This is a genomic window from Amycolatopsis japonica, from assembly GCF_000732925.1.
GTDB classification, from domain to species: Bacteria; Actinomycetota; Actinomycetes; order Mycobacteriales; family Pseudonocardiaceae; genus Amycolatopsis; species Amycolatopsis japonica.
In genome coordinates this window covers 75,252-93,927 of sequence record NZ_CP008953.1, presented here as the reverse complement: position 1 = coordinate 93,927, position 18,676 = coordinate 75,252, and the positions used below count along the sequence as shown (strand labels likewise).

The following is an 18,676-nucleotide window of genomic DNA, read 5'->3' as shown; positions in this document are numbered from 1 at the left end:
ACGTCGAATACTCTTCACCCGTGAGTAAAGGCGACCATCACCGAAGCGCGTTACGCGTGGTGCGTGGTGCCTTGCTCGGAGTGAGCTCCGCGGCGCTGGCCGTGACCGCTCACATGATCGGGGACGGCGACCTCCCCGATACGGCGATGACGGTGTTGCTCACCGTGCTGATCGGCTGGAACGCCGCCGCGCTCGCCGCGAAGGCGCGCGGGCCGCTGGCCACCATCGTCGATCTCGGCGCCGGTCAGGTCGTGATGCACCTCGTGCTCAGTTCGCTGAGCACGCACGAACTGGTGCACGACGAACCGGCCCCGGTTTCGGGCGGGCTCGCGATGACCGTCGCGCACGTCGTCGCCACGCTGATCACCGCGGTGCTGCTGGCCAAGGCCGACGGACTGCTGCTCGGCGTCCTCGCCTGCCTGCGCGCGCTGGTTCCCTTCATCCTCAACGCGCTCCCGGTCCCCGCCGCGATGGCGTCGCCGGTGCTCGCCCGTCCGGCTGGCCCCGGTCACCTCGTGCGGGTGGACCTCCGCCGTGTCCACGGCAGGCGTGGCCCGCCGCTGTTCTCCTGAACCCACGACATCCCCCGTCAATCCGGCGAGGCCCCGAGCCCGCCGTCCCAGTCACGTTCAGGAGTTTTCGTGTCCAAGCACGTCTTCAAGCGCGCCGGTTTCCTGGCCGCCACCGTCGGTATCGCCGGCCTGCTGTCCGCCGGGGTCGCCTCGGCCCACGTCACCGCCAACGTCTACGGCCCCCAGCCGTCGAAGGGCGGTTACGGCGCGATCTTCTTCCGCGTTCCCAACGAGGAGAAGGACGCCGGCACGGTCAAGGTCGAGATCACCGTCAAACCCGAGTACGCGCTCAGCTCGGTGCGGGCCAAGCCGGTTCCCGGCTGGAAGGCCGAGGTCGTCAAGTCCAAGCTGCCCGCCCCGGTGACCACCGCGTCCGGCACGCAGATCACCGAAGCCGTCTCCAAGGTCTCCTGGACCGCCGAACCCGGCACCAAGATCGCCGCCGGATCGACCGAGTTCCAGGAGTTCCAGATCAGCGCGGGCCAGTTCCCGACCAACGTCGACGCGATCGAGTTCCCGGCCACCCAGACCTACGAGAACGGCAAGGTCGTCGAGTGGAACCAGCCGACCCCGGCCTCCGGCGAGGAGCCGGAGCACCCGGCGCCGACGGTGAAGCTCGCCGAGAAGACCGCTGACGGGCACGGTGGCGGCCACGGCACCGACGCGAAGGCGTCCGAGGAGTCGCACGCGGCTTCTTCGTCGTCCGACAACACCGCCCGCTGGCTCGGCGGCGCCGGCCTGGTCGTCGGCGCGCTCGGCCTCGGCGTCGGCGCCGGTGCCACCCTGCGCGCCCGCCGCGCCACCGCCGTCTCCGGCAAGAGCGACACCGAAGGAAAGTGAATGCGTAAAGCGATCGTCGCGCTGGCGATCACCGGGGTGGCGTGGCTCGCCACCGCCACCCCGGCGCTGGCGCACAACGTCCTGATCTCCTCCGACCCGGCGAAGGGCGCGTCGCTCGCCGCCGGGCCCGCGAAGATCACGCTCACGTTCGACCAGTACGTCCAGAACGCGAACGTCAACCAGATCGCGGTCGTCGGGCCGGGCGGCGGCCAGTGGGCCGAGGGCCAGGTCGAGGTCCGCGACAGCGTCGTGACCGTGCCGCTGCGGCCGCTCGGCCCGGCTGGCGAGTACAAGATCGGCTACCGGATCCTGTCCGCGGACGGGCACGCCGTGACCGGTGAGGTGCCGTTCACCCTCACCGCCGCGGGCACCGGGACCCCGGCGAGCGCCGACGCCGCGCGCAGCAACGCGGGCCAGGCCGAGACCGCCCCGGCGACCGGCGGCGAAGGCTCGTCCGGCGTGCCGATCTGGGTGTGGATCGCGGGCGCCGTCGTGCTGCTCGCCGTCGGACTGACCGTCGCACTGCGCACCGGCGCCGGTGACAAGGAGAAGAGCGGCTCATGACCCAGGCCGAGACCACCTCGCGAGCCCGCGTCGCCGTCCTGTTCTGTGTGGTGACGGCGGGGATCGTCGGCGCCCTGATCGGTGTCGCGCTGACGGCGACCGCCCCGGTGCCCGGGGTCGCGCAGGTCAGCGAGGTGGTCTCGGTCTCGATCCCGATCGTGCGGGTCCTGCTGGACATCTCGGCCGTCGCGACGATCGGGCTGGCGCTGCTTTCGGTACTGGTCGGCTACGACCGGCCGAAGCTCTCCGAGCCGATCATGCGGATCGCGCGGCCCGCGAGCGTCGCGGCCGCGCTGGTCTGGGCGACCACCGCGCTCGTCGCGCTGATCCTGCAGACCGCCGAATACCGGCCGGGCTCCAGCACGCTGTCGATGTCGGACGTCGGGAGCTACATCGCCGACGTCGGCGCCGGGAAGGCGCTGCTGATCGTCGCGGTCCTTGCCCTGCTGCACGCCGGGCTCGGGATCCTCGCGCTGAAACACGGCGAGAAGGTGCCCGCCGAGGTCCGCGTCGGGCTGGGGCTGTTCGCGCTGCTGCCGCTGCCGGTCACCGGGCACGCGTCGAACTGGAACTACCACGACTACACGATGATCTCGATGGAACTGCACGTGATGAGCGCCGTCGCCTGGACCGGCGGGCTCGGCGCGATGGCGGTGCTGCTCGTCGGGAACCGGACGCTGCTGGCGCACGCGCTGCCGCGGTTCTCCAAACTGGCGACGCTGTGCCTGATCCTGGGCGCGGCGACCGGCCTGTTCAACGGGCTGATCGAGATCTCGCTCAACCCGTCGCTCGGTTTCTGGGAAGGCGTCTTCACCACGCCGTACGGGCAGCTGGTGCTGTTGAAGCTGTTGTGCACCGGCGTGATCGCGAGCCTCGGCGCGTACACGCGCTGGAAGCTGATGCCGCAGATCGTGCGGCACAACCGCACCGCACTGGCCGCGTGGGCGACGCTGGAACTGACGGTGATGGGGCTCGCGTTCGGCTTCGCCGTCGTCCTCACGCGAGCCCCGGTCGTCCCGACGACTTAGGCCTTCACCGCGTACCGCAGGATCACCACGCCGTTCTCGAACGCGGTGGCCTCGATCGGCTTCAGGTCCCGCCGGTCCTCGAACAGGCGCGTCCCCTTGCCGCGCGACACCGGGCTGACCATCAGGCGGAACTCGTCGACGAGACCGCCGTCCAGCAGCGACCGCATGAGCGTCAGGCTCCCCCACAGCCACAGGTCCTTGCCGCTCTGTGCCTTGAGTTCGCGGACGGTGGCGGCCGCGTCGCGCGTCACGGTCGCGGCGGGGAAGCCGCCCCAAGGGGCGTCCTCCAGTTCGGACGAGGCGACGAATTTGGTGAGACCGTTGACCTTCTCGCCGTATTCACCCTGCTCTTCGGCGTACGGCCAGTAGTCCTTGGCCATGGCGTAGGTGTTCGCACCCAGGATCATCGTGTCGACCGAATCGACGAGTCCCATCACGCTCGCCTTGAACGCCGGCTCGGTCTTCTCGGAGAAGGGCTCTCCCGAGACGAAGCTCAGGCCGCCGTCCTCCTCCGCGACGATGCCGTCGACCGTGACCCACTGCTGAACGATGAGCTTGCGCATGACTTGTCCTCCCGGCAGGCGCGGCCACTCCGGCCGCGATCGCCCCGGGGACGCGGCCGCCGGTCCGTTCTCGACATCACCAGCGCGACTTTTCGGAAGCTGTTACACACCTTGCTCCATCCGGCCGCATTTGGCCGGTTTCGCTGTCCTCCGCGGGGCTCCACCGGAATGCTCTACGCGTTCGCTGGGGTTAACCCGAAGAGGGGATGGTCGATGGGCGGCCCGTTGCCGGGTGAAAGTGAAGTCAGCACGCCACAGGTACCGCGGCAGCGATCGGCGGTCAGGCTCACCCGGCAGGTGAGTTCGGGCCCGCGTCAGCTCCCGCCCGCACCCGCGCATTTCACCAACCGCGCCGCCGAACTCAAGCTGCTGGAGAACCTCCTCGCCCAGCACGACACCGACGGGCCGGCCGTGCAGCTGATCAGCGGCCAGGGCGGGATCGGCAAGACCGCGCTGGCCACCGCGTGGGGCAGGCAGCTCGGAGACCGCTTCCCCGACGGACACCTTTGGGCGGATCTCGGCGGGTTCAGCACCAACGGTCCGCTTTCGGTGAGCGAAGCGCTCGGCCGGTTCCTTCGCGCGCTGGGTGTTCCGCCGGAGGGGCTGCCGTCGGACGTCGAGGAGCTCACCGCGCTGTACCGCACGACGACCGCCGAACGGCCGTTGCTCGTGCTGCTCGACAACGCCGGGTCGACCGAACAGGTGCTTCCGCTGCTGCCTGCCGGCGTGGGAAGCCTCGTGATCGTGACTTCGCGACGCCGTCTGGGCAGGCTCCAGACCGAACATCGCGCGCGGCTGGTCGAGCTGGCGCCCTTCGGTTCCGCGCACAGCGCCGAACTGCTGGGCCGCGCGGTCGGCGCGGAGCGGGTCGGCGCCGAAGCCGCGCGGGCGCGGGACATCGCCGAGCTGTGCGGCGGCCTGCCGATCGCCCTCACCACGGTCAGCGCCAAGCTGGCCGGACGGCCGAAGATGTCGCTGGAGAAGATCGCCACCGAACTGGGGAAGGAATATCGTCGACTGGCCACGCTGTCGACGAAAGAGGCGCAATCGGTGGAAGCCAGCTTCAACCTCTCCTACGACGAGCTCCCCTCGGACGCGGCCGCGCTGTACGCGGCGCTCGGGCTGCACCCCGGCCCCGATTTCGGCGTCGGTGTGGCCGCCGCGTCGATCGCCGTCCGCGAGGAGGTCGCCGAAGACCTGCTGGACCAGCTCGTCGACGTCGGACTGCTGATCGACCGCGGCGACGACCGGTACACCTTCCACGATCTCGCGCGGCTGCACGCCAAGGAGAAGACGGCGGGCAACGAGTACGACCGCGACATCGCGGTGCGCCGCATGCTCGAGTGGTACCTCTTCACCGCGTCGAAGACCACCGCCATGACGGTCCCCGACCAGGACCCGATCCCGTACCGCTACGAGTACCGGCCACCGTCGCCGATGTCGTTCGCGTCCTCCGACGAGGAGCTCGCCTGGCTCGAACTGGAACGCGAGAACCTCATCGCCGCCGTCAAGACCGCCGAAACCTGGCAGCTGCCCGAACTGGGCTGGCAGCTCGCCGCCGCGATGTGGCCGCTCTTCTTGCTGCGCAAGCACTATCCGGACTTCCTGGAGGTGAGCCAGGCCGGTGTGCGCTGCGCACGGGCGTGGGGCGACGCGTCGGCGGAGGCGTTGATGCACAACCGCGCGGGCGCCGCCTGCCGCGGCACCGGCCGGTACGACGAAGCCGTCTCGCACTACGAGGCCGGACGCGAAGCGGCGCGGAAGGCCGGCAACGAGGTCGTCGAGATCCGGTCGGTGGAAGGCCTCGGCCTGGTCGCGCTGGCACAGGGCAGGCTCGACGACGCGGTGCGGTGGTTCACCGAAGACCATCGCCTGAGCGAGAGCCAGAGCCGCACGCACGACGTCGGCCTCGCGCTGATCAACCTCGGTTCGACCCAGCTCAAGGCCGGACGGCCGGAACCGGCGATCGAGCACCTCACCCGCGCTCGCGAAGTGCTGGCCGCCGACCCCTACAACGTGGCCCGCGCCCGGACCGATCTCGGCCGCGCCCTCACCGCGACCGGGGATCTCGCGTCCGCCCGGACCGAACTCGAAGCGTCGCTGGCCACGATGGAGGCCAGCGGGTCGAGGTTCGAGGTGGCCAGGGCCCTGTCCGCGTTCGGCGAGGTCGCCGAGGCGGAAGGGAACACCGACGAGGCGAGGCGGCACTACGACCGGGCGTTGCCCATCCTGGTCGGCCTCGGCCGCCCGGAGGCTGACGCTCTGCGCACGCGGCTCGAACAGCTGTGACCCCACGGCACCGATCGGTACTCAGCGACCGAGTGAACGCGCCGACCCGAATGACTCAGCGTAGCTGCAAGTTGCACATTTGGGGGAGCATTGGGCCGGGAGAAGTGATTAGCCCGGGCGAATTCGTCACCGTTTGATCGACGAATTCGGACAAGCGACGAACGGTCATTCGCCGTCGGCGAATGCACGTGCAGATGCCTTTCCCGGGTGAGTCAGCGATAGCGGTTCCAGCGTGCGCCGGTGCGTCCGTTCCGAAGATCGTTCAATCGTTTTCGCAGCTCATCCCGCACGCTGGGATGACTGCGAAGAATGGGGAGAACACTCGTCGTGAGCTTCAGTTCACGGATCGCGCGCAGTACGGAGAAGCCGGACCACGTCGTCACGTCGAATCCGTACCGCTGCGCGAACACGCGATAGCGGGCCGGTGGATCACCGAACCGTTCATGGCCGACGGCGAGCGGCGTCAGATCCCATTCCGGCGGCCCGACACAGGACGAATCGAAATCGCACAGCACCGGCCCGTCCGGCCCGGGGATCACGTTCCCGGTGTGCGCGTCCCCGTGGACCAGGCCCCTGGGCAGGGGGAAGTCCAGGTCCGCGAGCGCGGCTTCGACCTCGGCGCAGCGTTCGAGCAGGAACCGCCGGTCGCCCTCGTCCAGCTCCTCCGCGTCCGAAACCCGGGCGCGGACCGCGGCGAACGGCGCCCATTCGGCGAGCCCCTCGGGCGGCGGGAGCGCGTGGACCTGGCGCAGCAGCGCGGCGAGATCGGCCGACTTCGCCTTCCGTCCGGTCTCGGGCACCTTCCACCAGACCGTCACGAGATGTTCGCCGACCGGCAGCGGCTGGTCGAGGCCGGGAACGAGGCGGATGGCAGGCACCGCGTGCCGTTCGAAGTGCCGCGCGACCCGCACGACGGTGCCGACGCGATGCCGCAGGCGGGTGGAGCCGACGATCCTGACGACGAACGGCGCGCTCGCCAGCTCGTAGACGGCGTTGTTGGTGAACCTCAGCAGGCGGGCGCCTTCGGGGTCCACGCCCAGCAGATCGCACGTCCGCCCGAGGGCGTCGCGCAGGATGCCGGGCGTGAACCGGCCGCCCGGACCGGTCGGCTCAGGCGGCGTAGAAGGAGTTGAGGCGGTCGGCGAGGTCACGGGCGTCCGCGTTGTTCCGGCGGCGCTCCGCCTCGACCTGCAGTGGCCGCATCCGGTCCTTCACCCGCTCCGACTTGATGCCCTCGGCACAGTCGACGGCCTTCGAGCCCACCTTGGCGCCGTGGTCGAGATCGCCTTCGAGCAGGTGGTTCGTGGCCAGGGCGCTGAGCATGAACGTCTTGCTGCGGGCCATGTCGTCGGTGTAGGACTCGACGGCCTTGGTCAGCGCCGGGATCGCGTACTTGGTGTGCTCGGCGTTCTTCGCCGCGAGCACGGTGTGCACGGTGCCGATCATGGCGTAGACGTCGGTCTCGGTGAAGAACTTGACCCAGGATTCGGCCTCGGCCAGGTTGGCGCGGGCGAACTCGTCCTTGCTCCGGCCGAGCAGCTTCACGGCCTGCTCCTCGTTGCCCATCATCGCGTAGGCCCAGGCCTCGTTGGCGCAGAGCACGGCGACCGCCAGCTCGGAGCCCGATTCCTGGGCGGCGATCTGGCCGAGCTGGAACAGTTTCAGCGCGTCGTTCGGGGCGTCCTGGTGCAGGTAGACGCGGCCCATCCGGTAGAGGACGTTCGCGACCAGCGGGTGGTTGTCGCCCTGTTTGGCCAGGTCCAGCGCGTTCGCGAAATGTCCGCGCGCGGAATCCATGAGGCCGGTGTCGAAGGAGGTCCAGCCCGCCAGGCTGTGCAGGTCGGCGAGGGCGACGTACAGGCGGTTCTTGACCGGCTCGGTGCCGCTGGACTCGAGCATCTGCTGTCCCCAGGACAGCTGGGCGACCACGGCGTCGCGGCAGAAACCGCCGCCGTACTGGTAGTCGAGGGAACGGAGGGCTCTGGTCGCGGCTTCCACCTGGCGCACGTCGGTCATGCCGATCCGCCCGGGGGCGGGCGTCTTCGCCGGGCCCGCCGACCACGTACCCGATTCCGGGCCGAACACCGCCGCACCCATCGTGACCTGGGCGGCGTGTGCGAGGAACCTCCGTCGCTTCACGGACTCGTCCTCCTCCGCCTGCTGGCCGTCGGCAGCACCGACGACCTTTATCGCTGTCGCCTCGTCATAGGCGAGACCCATGTATCCCCTGGGGACACCAAGGCCGTCAGCGATGCGGGTGAGCACGTCGTACGCCATCACCTGGCGACCTTTGAGGATCTCGGACACCTCGGACTGCGACTGGCCGGTCATCGCGGCGATCTGACGCTGCGAAACACCGTGCTTGCGCAACAGCCGGTACACGGACGAGATCTCCCGTGTGGCCAGTGCGGCTCGCATCTCCGGCTGCTCCCAGGCATCCGGTGGCACGGGGTGACTCTGGCGACCCGAACCGCTTGCAGCGTCCGAGCCGGCGACAGCGCCGCCACCGATACTGGCGTCCATTGCGCCCCCTCACAGTTCCGTTGGGGTCGAGAAACAGCGTAGGCACACCTATTCAACCGTGCGAAACACCGGATCGCCCGTCGTGATCGGCCCGGCAGAAGTCGTTTGACCGCTTACCGTGAAACCCCGTCCGGTCACCGCTATGACGGCGGTTCGACCTTCTATCGCACTCGGTTTCACATCACTGTAGTTGTCAGATCTCCGTGACCGACCGGCCACCGGCCGCGATCACGGAGAGCTACCAAGTCTCCGAACCCCCTACAGGTGCGGACACGCGGATACGAAGACGACGTGGAACGAGAGAGCGGAGAAGAGCCAGTGGAGTTCGTGGACTCGATCGCAACAGGCTCCATCACCGCGGGACGGCCCGGTATGGCCACGCGCCACCTGCGTGCGGCCGGCCCCGCCGGTCAGCAGACGGTCGCCGTCGCCCCCGGCGCGAACCGTCCGGTCTCCCCTTCCGCCCCGGTCGACCCCCGTACCGCGAGTGTGCGCCGTTACGAAGGCGGACAGCTGGTCTGGCGGGTGCAGTGCGGCGATCTCATCAGCCGTGAACGCGCCGTCACCGTGTTCGTCGAAGACAACCAGGTGGTTCTCGTCTCGCCGCCAGGAGAGACCGCGCGCCTGACGTCCGGCCAGCTCGGACAGCTCAGGGCAGCGCTCAACGAAGCCGCCAAAATGGCGGAAAGGTAACGGTGAGTTCTCCGTGGATCAGGTCCTAGGGCAAGTCCTCCGCAACGCGGTTTGGGAACGCCTCGACATGCTCTCCGATCTCGCGAACCGGGCCGACGCGCAGTCGCTCGTCTCGGTCGCCCGCTCGGAGCTCCCTCGGCTCGCCGAAGGCTGGCGCGCGATGCTTCAGGCGCACGAGCCCGACGAGCGCGGGGACTGCCCCACCTGCTCGACCCGCTGGCACAAGTGCAAGGCCCCCTGCTCGGTATGGCAGGTCGCGCACGAGCACCTGGTCGCCGGCGGCCTCGCCCCCCAGCAGATCGCGGCCACCCAGGACCACCGGCGCGAAAGCCGCCGCCGCGTCCCGGGGCAGAACCGCGGGGTGAGCCCGGCCGAAACCACCGGCAGGCACGCGCTGGTCAACCCGCGTCGTCCCATCACAGCTTGAAAGACCGGCGAGTGAACGGCGGTCCGAGCAGCCCCCTCGGCAACCACGCCACGATCTCGCCTTCGCCGGCGGCGGTTCGCGCGTACCCCCGAACGCGACGAACCGCTCTCGGTAATCACTCCGGTCCCCACCGCGATTAATCGAAAATTATCGGCAGAACACCTAGCGAAGGCAGTAATCGGTCGCTAGGTTGATGATCACAAACGCAGCGCGATACCTGCCCCGGAGCGCGCTGTCATCCCCCGAACCCCGCGGGCCGGTGCCGTTGCACTCCCCTCCCCCGACCGGCACCGGTCCGCGGTCTCCAAGAGTCCTAGCTGACGCCCTTCACCCGCGTGACCAGCACCGCGGCGATGACGGTGGACAGCGCCGAAGCCGCGAAGAGGCTCGGATATCCGCCCAGGTAGGCCAAAATCGGCGCGGTCAGCATCGGCGCCACCACCTGCGGCAGCGAGTTCGCGATGTTGATGACGCCGAGATCCTTCGCCCGATCCTGCGCGGTGGGCAGCACCTGCGTGAGCATCGCCAGCGCGACGGCCATGTACGCGCCGAAACCGACTCCCAGCAACGGTGACGCCGCGAGCGCGGCCGTCCAGTTCTGCCAGACCACCAGCAGCAGGGCGGCGACGGCCATCACCGCCGAAGCCGCGAGGACGTACGGCTTCCGGCGTCCCGTCTTGTCCGAGAAGTGCCCGGCGATGAGCGCGCCGACGACGAGCGCCGCGCCGTAGAGGCCCATCATGATCAGCAGTCCGGTGTCCGGATCTTCGTAGTGCACCGCGTCCTTGAGGAAGAACAACAGGTACAGCGTCCCGAAGGCGTTGCCGAGGTTGATCATGAAGTGACAGCCCCACGCCCAGGCGAAGTCCGGATGCCTGCGCGGGGAGATCCACAGATTCGCGAGCACGTCCCGGGTCCTGGCGGACGGCCGGAACGCGACCGGCAGCCGCGCGTCCGGCGTGCGCAGGACGAACGCCGCCGCGCCCGCCAGCACGACGGCCGCGCAGACCGCGTAGCCCAGCGGGAGCCCGGCGAGGTCGAGCATCACCACGACCACCACCGCGCCGAGCACGGTCCCGAGCATCTGGGCGATGCCGACCAGGCCGCCGACCTGAGCGCGCTGGGGTACGGGAACACGATCGGCGATGGCCGACACCAGCATCGCGAGCATCCCGTTCAGTCCGGCTTGGACCAGGCACCAGCCGAGCACCATGACCGCGACGTTCGGCGCGAACGCGAGGACGAGCAGTCCGGCGGCGGCGACCGCGGCACCGGCCGCCGTCCACGGATGACGACGGCCGCGAGCGGAACAGGTCCGGTCGGACAGCAGGCCGACGGCCGGGTTGGCGATCAGCGCGACGACCGCGCCGATGCCGGTGACCAGGCTGAACACGGCTTCCTTGTTGGCGGCGTCCAGCAGTTCTGCCTGTTTGGGCAGGAGAACCTGGATGGGCGCGTAAACGCCCAGCCAGAGCGCGATGTTCGCGAAGAACAGCAGGCTCATCCACCCCACGCGGACCCTGGCGACCGGCTCGGCGAGCGCCTCGGGCAGATCCCGGACCTCACTCATGGCGGATCAGTTTCCGGTACCAGCCGAAGGAGTCCTTCGGCGTGCGCTTCTGTGTCTCGTAATCGATGTGCACCAGACCGAAGCGTGGCTGGTAGCCCTTCGACCATTCGAAGTTGTCCATCAGCGACCAGACGAAGTACCCGCGGACGTCGACGCCGGCGTCCATCGCTTCGCGCACGGCGACCAGGTGGCTGTCGAGGAAGTCGATGCGTTCCTGGTCGTGGACGTGGCCGTCTTCGGCGACGACGTCGTCGAAGCTGCAGCCGTTTTCGGTGATGTAGACGGGCGGAAGGTGCTCGCGGTAGCGCTCGTGGAAGCCGACGAGCAGATCGCGCAGCCCGTGCGGGACGATCGGCGAATCGTTGGTGGTCATGGGATATCCCTCGATCGCGCGAAGCTCGAAGGGCAGCGGATTGCCTTCGCCGGGCGCGGCGACGCCCTGCGGCTCGTAGTAATTCACCCCGTAGAAGTCGAGGGGCTGCGCGATGGTCGGCAGATCGTCGGCGAAACCCGCCGGGAGATGCGCGACGACTTGTTCGGGATATCGGCCGAGCAGCACCGGATCCGCGTAAGTGCGATTGATGAGGGCGTCGATCCATTCGCCCGCGGCCTTGTCCTCCGGCGAATCGGTGGCTGGCCAGATCGGCGAATGATTGTTGGCCGTACCGACGCTCCGGGCACCGGCCGCGCGCAGCGCTTGGACCGCGAGACCGTGCGCGAGATTCTGGTAGTGCGCGGTGGGCAGGGCGTCGAGCAGGAGGGTCTTGCCGGGCGCGTACTCACCGATCGCGTAGCCGAAGATCGACATGACCATGGGCTCGTTGAGCGGGATCCACATTTTCACCCGATCGGAGAACCTCTCGCCCACGATGGCGGCGTACTCCCCGAACCGTTCGGCGGTATCACGGGAGAGCCAGCCACCCTTGTCTTCGAGCGCCTGTGGGAGGTCCCAATGGAAGAGCGTCCCGGTCGGCGCGATACCGGCGGCGCAGACCTCGTCCAGCAATTCGTCATAGAACGCAAGGCCTTCGGCGTTGGGCTTGCCGTCGCCGTCGGGCTGGATACGGGGCCAGGCGAAGGACATGCGGTAGGCGCCGACGCCGAGTTCGGCCATCAGCGCGATGTCCTCGGAGTAGCGGTGGAAGTGATCGGCCGCTACCTTGGCGTGCTCAGCCCGCGCGATCTTTCCCTCCGTTTCGGTGAACGTGTCCCAAATGGACTGTCCCCGGCCGCCTTCACCGGTCGCCCCCTCGATCTGGAAGGCGGAGGTCGATACACCCCACAGGAATTCGGACGGGAAGGTCGGATTCTCCACCGGCGGCACACCTTTCCTCTTCAGACTCGGCCGAACATGAAAAGTTCTCAGATACTATGCCTTCACTCGACCGGGGGGAACCCTGTCGGCACGATAAAGTCGCAGATCAGCGAAGGAGGAGCCCGAGTGTCCGACATCCAGGCCGCGAAACCGCAAGCGGAGACGACTCCGCTCCGGCGGCAGCCCGTTCAGCAGCGCAGCGCCAAGCGGGTGGAGCAGATGCTCGACGCCAGCGCCCAGCTGATCGACGAACTCGGCTACGACGCGTTGACGACCACGCTGATCGCGAAGCGCGCCGGGGTGGCCGTCGGTTCGCTGTACCAGTTCTTCCCCGACAAGCGGGCCGTGGTGCAGGCGCTGACGCAGCGGAACCTCGAGCGGTTCGTCGCCTCGGTGTCGGAAACCCTGAACGAGCTCGCACCCGAGCACTGGTGGGACGTCGTGGACTCGATCCTCGACATCTACTTGGCGATGCACCGCGAGGTCCCCGGCTTCTCGAAGGTGCACTTCGGTGACGTCGTGGACCGGCAGCTCCTCGACGAGACGCGCGACAACAACGCGGTCATCGTCGACGCGCTCACCGACGTGCTCTCCGCGCGGATCCAGTCGCCGCCGGACGACATCCGGTTCGCGCTGACGATCGCGAACGAGACCGCCGACGCGCTGCTGAAGCTGGCTTTCCGCCGGGACCCGCGAGGGGACGAACGGATCGTGGCGGAGGCCAAGTCGGTGGTGAAGGGCTACTTGGCGAGCAAGTTCGGGGAAGCCTGAGGCTCTCTTCGGGCGGTTAGGGGGGCTGAAGGACGCTTTCGCCGCATGCGATGCGGTGAAGGACGCTTTCAGCCCACGTCTGTCCACTGTGGACTCCCGGTGAGACTGCCCGGACGCCCCGAAGGCCCCCTTTGAGACGTTGACTGTCTCAAAGGAGGCCTTCAGGACACCTTGCTCCATTCGTGTCCACCGGCGCCCGAACCCGTCGCCCCACCAGTCACACGACCCCCAGCAACCACGCCCTCATACCCGCTGACCTGGCATTACCCGGTTGTCCACACAAGTTGTCCACACCCACCCACAGTTGTGGACAACCTCGCCCCTCACTCCACCGAACCCCGTCCCCCGTCGCCCCCTCCCGATACGCTGGTGCGGGGCGCGCCCCCCAGGGACGGGTGGGGGGTGGGGTTGCGCGGATCAGCCGAAGTTTTGGGATTCGCCTCGGTAGGTGGGGACGGTCCGGTCGACGCGGTCGCCGACGACGACGTGGTAGTGCGTGAAGCGTTCGGCGAGTTCGCCGGCCTTCGCGTGGCGCAGCCAGACGCGGTCGCCGAGGCGGAGGTGGCGGGCCGCTTCGCCGGAGACGGGGGTTTGGACTTCGCCGGCGCCTTCGAAGCCGAGTAGCGAAAGGCCTTCGGGCAGGTAGGGCTTCGGGAGCCGCGAAGACTCCGCGGGGCCCGAAGCGATGTAGCCGCCGGAGAAGAGCGTCGCGACCTTCGGGGCGGGGCGCCGGACGACGGGCAGCGCGAACATCGCGGCCGGGCGCGGCGAGAAGTGCGCGTAGCCGTCGAAAAGGGTCGGCCCGATCAGGCCGGAGCCCGCCGCGATTTCGGTGACGGCCGCTTCGGCGCCGGTCGATTCGACGCTGCCGCTGCCGCCGCCGTTGACGAACTCCAGATCCGCCAGCGCCCGGACGGCGCGGACCGCGGCCGCACGGCGCTTCGCGATTTCCACAATGGACTTTCGCTGCATCCAGCCGATGACGGAGTTCTTGGCCCCGCTGCCGGCCGCGTCGCCGAGCCCGGCGATCTGACCTTCGTACGCCATCATCCCGACGAGCCGGAAACCCTTGCGGGACAAGATGGTCCGTGCCAGATCCGCAGCTTGCCGCGGGCTGAACACCGGCGAGCGCCTGGTGCCGATGTGCACTCCGGGCAGCGGCCGCCACGAAGCGTCGAGTTCCAGGCAGACCCGGATTTCGGGATGCCCCTGCCCCAGCGCGGCATCGACCAGGTCGAGATGTTCGGGCGAGTCGGCCATGATCGAGATCGCCGCCCGCGCCCGGTCGTTCGCCGCCAACCGCCGCAGCGCGCCATGGTCGGCGGTCGGGTACGCCACCACGATGTCGTCGGACGTCCCCTGCTCGACATGCCAGACGGCTTCGGCGAGCGAGTAGCACATGAGACCTTCGAAGCCGGGCCGCGCGAGAACACGTTCGAGCAGGTACCGGCAGCGTACGGATTTGCTGACCACGCGGATCGGCTTCCCGGCCGCCCGCCGCAGCAGGTCGGCGCCGTTCGCGTCGAACGCATCCAAGTCGACAATCGCGAACGGAGGATCCAGGTCCTTCGTCGCCAAGTCGTACACCGTCGCACTGGTCACCCGAACTAAGGTACGACAGAAGGGCTTGAAACGCGAATACTATTCACTTACTGTTTCGGCACTCACAGCCTCTCGGAATAGGTGGGCGCATGACACGGTGGAGCAACTGGGCCGGCACCGCGACGGCGTCGCCGCTGCGCGTGCATCGGCCGCGTGATACGGACGCGATCGCCGAAGCGATCAGCCGGTCCGCCGCGGACGGACGACGCCTGCGCCCGCTCGGCAGCGGCCACTCGTTCACCGCGATCGCCGCCGCGAACTCGGACGCCATGGACCTGACCGGCTGGACGGGGATCGCCTCCGCAGACGTCGCGAAAGGCCTGGTCACGGTCCGTTCGGGGACCACGCTCAAGCAGCTCAACGCCGAACTCGACGCGCTGGGCCTGGCGATGACCAACCTCGGCGACATCGACGCGCAGACCGTCGCCGGCGCGATCTCCACCGGCACCCACGGCACCGGCGCCCGGCTCGGCGGCATCGCCACCCAGATCGCCGCGCTCGAACTCGTGCTCGCCGACGGCACCGTGGTCACCTGTTCGGCGGACGAACGCCCCGACCTCTTCGCCGCGGCACGGGTCGGGCTGGGCGCGCTCGGCGTCATCAGCACGGTCACCCTGCAGTGTGAACCGTCGTTCCTGCTCTCCGCCCAGGAGCGGCCGGAACCGCTCGAACAGGTCCTCGAAGGCTTCGACCAGTTCGCCGACGAGAACGACCACTTCGAGTTCTACTGGTTCCCCTACGGCAAGAACGCCCTGGTCAAGCGCAACAACCGGCTTCCGGCGGGCAGCGAACACCGGCCGCTGAGCAGGCTGAAGGAGTTCGTCGACTACGAGGTCACGGAGAACGTCGCGTTCGGCGGCCTGTGCCGTCTCGGCCGCGCGGTGCCGAAACTCGTGCAGCCGCTCGGCCGGTTCGCCTCGAACATCCTCTCCGCCCGCGAGTACAGCGACACGTCGCATCGCGTCTTCGTGACCCATCGCGGCGTGCGGTTCGTCGAGTCGGAGTTCGCGATCCCCCGCGAAGCACTGCACGACGTCTTCTCCGAACTCCGCGCGTTCGTCCCGAAGCTGGAGAACCCGGTCGCGTTCCCGGTCGAGGTGCGCGTCGCCGCGGCGGACGACATCTGGCTTTCGACCGCCAACGGCCGCGACTCGGCCTACATCGCGATCCACCAGTTCGTCGGCATGCCCTACCGGGAGTACTTCGCCGGGTTCGCGTCGATCGTCGGCGAGGTCGGCGGGCGCCCGCACTGGGGCAAGATGCACGACCTCGACGCCGCGACACTGCGCTCGCGCTACCCGCGCTTCGACGACTTCCTGCGGGTCCGCAAGGAGGTGGACCCGGCCGGGATCTTCACGAACACGTACCTCGACCGGGTCCTCGGCACCGTTTAGGCCGTTTCAAACAGCGCGCTGACCGACTCTCCGTTGTGGATCCGGCGCATCGCCTCCGCCAGCGCGGGCGCGATCGACAGGACCCGCAGTTTCGGGCTCTGCTCCTCCGGCGGGATGGGCACCGTGTTCGTGCAGACGACCTCCAGCACGTCGGGCTGGCTGCCGATCCGCTCGAGCGCGCCGCTGGAGAAGAGGCCGTGCGTGCAGGCGACGCGGATCGAGCGCGGCTTCAGTTCCCGGAGCTTGTTGAGCAGTTCGATCACCGTGCTGCCCTTGGCGATCTCGTCGTCGAGGACGATCACGTCGCGGCCGGTGATCTCACCGATCACCGAGCTGATCTCGACCCTGTCGTCGGCGAAGCGCTGCTTCGCGCCCGCCGCGACCTGAACGCCGAGCAGCCGGGCGAAATGCGCGGCCTCCTTGGCGTTGCCGAGATCCGGCGAGACCACGGTGGTCGCGGACAGGTCGTACTGGCGGAAGTGCTTCGCCAGTTCCTGCAACGCGTGCAGGTGATCGACCGGAACGCTGAAGAACCCGTGCACCTGCGGCGAGTGCAGCGTCATCGCGAGGACGCGATCGGCGCCGGCGGTCGCCATCAGGTCGGCGACGAGACGGCCGCCGATCGAGATCCGCGGCGCGTCCTTCTTGTCCGACCGGGCGTACGAATAGTGCGGCATGACGACGGTGATCCGCTTCGCCGAAGCGCCCCGCGCCGCGTCCAGCATCAGCAGCAGTTCGACGAGATGTTCCTGCACCGGCCGCACCAAAGGCTGGATCAGGAAGACGTCGCGCTCACGGCAGTTCGCCTCGAGCTGGACTTCGAGACAGTCGTTGGCGAACCGCTGCACCTTCACCGGATGCAGGGGAACACCGAGATGGGCGCAGATCTCTTCGGCGAGCTCGGGATGGGCGCTGCCACTGAAGACCGCGATGTCCTCGCGCAAGGACCTTCTCCGTTCAGTCAAAAGACGGATTACGTCCACACACTAAAGTTTCACAGTGCGGAAAAGGCCTGAGAGATAGCAGTATCACCCGAGATCGCTTCGAGGACGCGTCCCGCCGTCGACGGGCTGTCGAGCAGAGCGACGAGGATCGCGGCGACGTCCTGCCGGGGAATGGGCCCGCGGCCGGTGGACTCGGCGATCAGGATCTCGCCGGTGCCTTCGTCGTTGGTGAGCTGCCCCGGCCGCAGGATCGTCCAATCGAGATCGCGGGCGCGCAGGTCGTCTTCGGCCGCTTTCTTGGCCTTGAGATAGATCCGGAAATCGTCCGGGACGTCCGCGGTCTCCCCTTTGTCCGCCCCCATGGAGCCGACCTGGATATGCCGCCGGACGCCCGCCCGCTCCGAGGCGGCCGCGAAGAGTTCGGCGGCCGCTCTGTCCACAGTGTCCTTACGAGCGGTCCCGCTGCCCGGCCCGGCGCCCGCCGCGAAGATGGCGGCGTCGGCGCCGTCGAGCACCTTGGCGACGGCGTCCACATCGGACTTTTCCAGATCGAGGACGACCGCTTCGGCACCGGCGGCTTCGAGATCGGCGACGTGATCGGGATTGCGCACGATCCCCACCGCCTGATCACCGCGCGCGGAGAGCAGCTTCTCCAGCTTCAGCGCGATCTGTCCGTGTCCACCCGCAATGACGACTCGCATGGACCCGACGTTAGCGCGTTCAGTCCACTTCGGCAGGGAGCTCGGTTTCGCGGAGCAGCTGCTCGTAGACGATCTCGTTGACCAGGCGCGAGACCGGGTCCTCGTCGAGGATCATGCGCTCGCCGTGGCCCTCGAGGTCGAGGTCGGCCACCGCGTTGGGGTCGGCGGTGACGATGCCGAGCCCGTAGGCGCGGGCACGCGGGAGGCAGTTGCCGACGTAGTCTTCCGTCAGTACGGCAGGCGATGGGAGAACCATCGCGGCCTCGCCGTAACGTGCGAACGGAACCGCGGAGGCCATCGCGGTGCGCCAGTGCCGGGCGACCGCGAGGACGCCGATGATCTCGGCGGCCGGCGCGGGTGCGGTCGCGGCCAGCTCTGGCCATGTCCAGGTGTCGACGGTGGCGCGATCGACGACGGGACCCATGCCCATCGCGATGCGCTCCGCGTGCACGTCGGTACGGAGCCGGGCGACCACGCAGATCTTGCGGCCGAGCACGGTGGTCTCCGGCAAGACGATGCCGTTCCAGCCGAGCAGGGCCGCCGCCTTGCGCGAAAGCTCCCCGACGCTCGCGGGCAGTTCGATCGGCGGCACCACCCGGCTCGGCAGTGACCGGCTGCGCTTCGCGCCACCGGCGACCGTCGAGCTCTCCATGTTCGGTGTAGCCGCCACGTTCCGCCTCCTTCGAACCTGGTTTCCCTAGGGCTCGTCATCCCCGTGCCACCTCGGTGGAAGCGGCACATGACCTGTCTAACAGGGCGGGGAGGCGGCGGCGCCGGACAACGGGAGTGGCTGCGATCGGCGGCACTTTGTCATCGGTGACCGGTCGGTAGGCGGTCATTCGACTTCAGTCCGACCGTGCCGCCAACCGAGTGAGAGGGA

General features: G+C 68.7%; 18 protein-coding genes. 9 read left to right on the top strand and 9 right to left on the bottom strand.

What is annotated here, in order from left to right:
• Positions 1-80: 80 nt before the first annotated feature.
• From AJAP_RS00460 to AJAP_RS00445, 4 genes are all read left to right on the top strand, one after another.
• Complete coding sequence (locus AJAP_RS00460) at positions 81-572, top strand: hypothetical protein (RefSeq protein WP_143202513.1); 492 nt, start codon at positions 81-83, stop codon at positions 570-572.
• Between the two features lie 69 nt (positions 573-641).
• Positions 642-1,412 (top strand): YcnI family copper-binding membrane protein, encoded by a 771-nt coding sequence (locus AJAP_RS00455; protein WP_038507180.1) that lies wholly within the window; start codon positions 642-644, stop codon positions 1,410-1,412.
• Positions 1,413-1,976, top strand: a complete 564-nt coding sequence (locus tag AJAP_RS00450; protein ID WP_038507177.1) for a copper resistance CopC family protein — start codon at positions 1,413-1,415, stop codon at positions 1,974-1,976.
• A complete protein-coding gene (locus tag AJAP_RS00445; RefSeq protein ID WP_038507174.1) occupies positions 1,973-3,004 on the top strand; it encodes a copper resistance D family protein in 1,032 nt (343 codons plus the stop codon). The genes AJAP_RS00450 and AJAP_RS00445 overlap by 4 nt, the downstream gene beginning before the upstream one ends.
• On the opposite strand, the gene AJAP_RS00440 is transcribed toward AJAP_RS00445, so the two are convergent.
• Positions 3,001-3,567, bottom strand: coding sequence for a dihydrofolate reductase family protein (locus AJAP_RS00440; RefSeq protein WP_038507171.1), 567 nt, complete (start codon positions 3,565-3,567; stop codon positions 3,001-3,003). The genes AJAP_RS00445 and AJAP_RS00440 overlap by 4 nt on opposite strands.
• A gap of 297 nt (positions 3,568-3,864) precedes the next feature.
• On the opposite strand from AJAP_RS00440, the gene AJAP_RS00435 reads away from it, so the two are divergent.
• A complete protein-coding gene (locus AJAP_RS00435) occupies positions 3,865-5,856 on the top strand; it encodes a tetratricopeptide repeat protein (protein WP_228694828.1) in 1,992 nt (663 codons plus the stop codon).
• A 212-nt stretch (positions 5,857-6,068) separates the two neighbouring features.
• Here the strand turns inward: AJAP_RS00435 and AJAP_RS00430 are convergent, their stop codons facing one another.
• Both AJAP_RS00430 and AJAP_RS00425 read right to left on the bottom strand, forming a co-directional pair.
• On the bottom strand, positions 6,069-7,007 hold the full coding sequence (locus tag AJAP_RS00430; protein ID WP_267284126.1) for a phosphotransferase family protein: 939 nt from the start codon (positions 7,005-7,007) through the stop codon (positions 6,069-6,071).
• Positions 6,967-8,274, bottom strand: a complete 1,308-nt coding sequence (locus tag AJAP_RS00425; protein ID WP_162483765.1) for a helix-turn-helix transcriptional regulator — start codon at positions 8,272-8,274, stop codon at positions 6,967-6,969. The genes AJAP_RS00430 and AJAP_RS00425 overlap by 41 nt, the downstream gene beginning before the upstream one ends.
• A gap of 423 nt (positions 8,275-8,697) precedes the next feature.
• On the opposite strand from AJAP_RS00425, the gene AJAP_RS00420 reads away from it, so the two are divergent.
• Positions 8,698-9,072: a hypothetical protein gene (locus AJAP_RS00420; RefSeq protein WP_016330535.1), complete on the top strand. Its 375-nt coding sequence runs from the start codon at positions 8,698-8,700 to the stop codon at positions 9,070-9,072.
• A gap of 13 nt (positions 9,073-9,085) precedes the next feature.
• Entirely contained in the window at positions 9,086-9,499 is a 414-nt protein-coding gene (locus AJAP_RS00415; RefSeq protein ID WP_038507162.1) for a hypothetical protein, read from the top strand.
• Positions 9,500-9,812: 313 nt separating this feature from the next.
• Here the strand turns inward: AJAP_RS00415 and AJAP_RS00410 are convergent, their stop codons facing one another.
• A complete protein-coding gene (locus AJAP_RS00410; protein WP_038507159.1) occupies positions 9,813-11,069 on the bottom strand; it encodes an MFS transporter in 1,257 nt (418 codons plus the stop codon).
• The gene (locus AJAP_RS00405) at positions 11,062-12,384 is read right to left on the bottom strand and encodes a GH1 family beta-glucosidase (RefSeq protein ID WP_038522109.1); all 1,323 of its coding nucleotides are present in this window, start codon (positions 12,382-12,384) and stop codon (positions 11,062-11,064) included. The genes AJAP_RS00410 and AJAP_RS00405 overlap by 8 nt, the downstream gene beginning before the upstream one ends.
• 126 nt (positions 12,385-12,510) lie before the next feature.
• Between AJAP_RS00405 and AJAP_RS00400 the strand changes: the two genes are divergently transcribed.
• The gene (locus tag AJAP_RS00400; RefSeq protein WP_016330531.1) at positions 12,511-13,155 is read left to right on the top strand and encodes a TetR/AcrR family transcriptional regulator; all 645 of its coding nucleotides are present in this window, start codon (positions 12,511-12,513) and stop codon (positions 13,153-13,155) included.
• Between the two features lie 417 nt (positions 13,156-13,572).
• Here the strand turns inward: AJAP_RS00400 and AJAP_RS00395 are convergent, their stop codons facing one another.
• The gene (locus AJAP_RS00395; protein WP_038507157.1) at positions 13,573-14,757 is read right to left on the bottom strand and encodes an amino acid deaminase/aldolase; all 1,185 of its coding nucleotides are present in this window, start codon (positions 14,755-14,757) and stop codon (positions 13,573-13,575) included.
• 89 nt (positions 14,758-14,846) lie between these two features.
• Here AJAP_RS00395 and AJAP_RS00390 point away from each other — a divergent pair, with 89 nt between their 5' ends.
• Positions 14,847-16,151 (top strand): D-arabinono-1,4-lactone oxidase, encoded by a 1,305-nt coding sequence (locus AJAP_RS00390; RefSeq protein WP_038507153.1) that lies wholly within the window; start codon positions 14,847-14,849, stop codon positions 16,149-16,151.
• On the opposite strand, the gene AJAP_RS00385 is transcribed toward AJAP_RS00390, so the two are convergent.
• The 3 genes from AJAP_RS00385 to AJAP_RS00375 are packed head-to-tail and all read right to left on the bottom strand — an operon-like array spanning position 16,148 to position 18,466.
• A complete protein-coding gene (locus tag AJAP_RS00385; protein WP_037333840.1) occupies positions 16,148-17,095 on the bottom strand; it encodes a ribose-phosphate diphosphokinase in 948 nt (315 codons plus the stop codon). The genes AJAP_RS00390 and AJAP_RS00385 overlap by 4 nt on opposite strands.
• Positions 17,096-17,145: 50 nt before the next feature.
• Positions 17,146-17,796 carry an NAD(P)H-binding protein gene (locus tag AJAP_RS00380; protein ID WP_038507150.1) on the bottom strand — a complete coding sequence of 217 codons (651 nt, stop codon included), beginning with the start codon at positions 17,794-17,796 and terminating at the stop codon, positions 17,146-17,148.
• 19 nt (positions 17,797-17,815) lie between these two features.
• Positions 17,816-18,466 carry a hypothetical protein gene (locus AJAP_RS00375; RefSeq protein WP_037333848.1) on the bottom strand — a complete coding sequence of 217 codons (651 nt, stop codon included), beginning with the start codon at positions 18,464-18,466 and terminating at the stop codon, positions 17,816-17,818.
• Positions 18,467-18,676 lie beyond the last annotated feature (210 nt).

What these genes read in the sequence shown, in the direction of transcription:
- AJAP_RS00425 (WP_162483765.1), bottom strand. Translation starts at nt 8,274, where the DNA reads ATGCGAGCCGCACTGGCCACACGGGAGATCTCGTCCGTGTACCGGCTG.
- AJAP_RS00390 (WP_038507153.1), top strand. Translation starts at nt 14,847, where the DNA reads ATGACACGGTGGAGCAACTGGGCCGGCACCGCGACGGCGTCGCCGCTG.
- AJAP_RS00445 (WP_038507174.1), top strand. Translation starts at nt 1,973, where the DNA reads ATGACCCAGGCCGAGACCACCTCGCGAGCCCGCGTCGCCGTCCTGTTC.
- AJAP_RS00380 (WP_038507150.1), bottom strand. Translation starts at nt 17,796, where the DNA reads ATGCGAGTCGTCATTGCGGGTGGACACGGACAGATCGCGCTGAAGCTG.
- AJAP_RS00410 (WP_038507159.1), bottom strand. Translation starts at nt 11,069, where the DNA reads ATGAGTGAGGTCCGGGATCTGCCCGAGGCGCTCGCCGAGCCGGTCGCC.
- AJAP_RS00440 (WP_038507171.1), bottom strand. Translation starts at nt 3,567, where the DNA reads ATGCGCAAGCTCATCGTTCAGCAGTGGGTCACGGTCGACGGCATCGTC.
- AJAP_RS00450 (WP_038507177.1), top strand. Translation starts at nt 1,413, where the DNA reads ATGCGTAAAGCGATCGTCGCGCTGGCGATCACCGGGGTGGCGTGGCTC.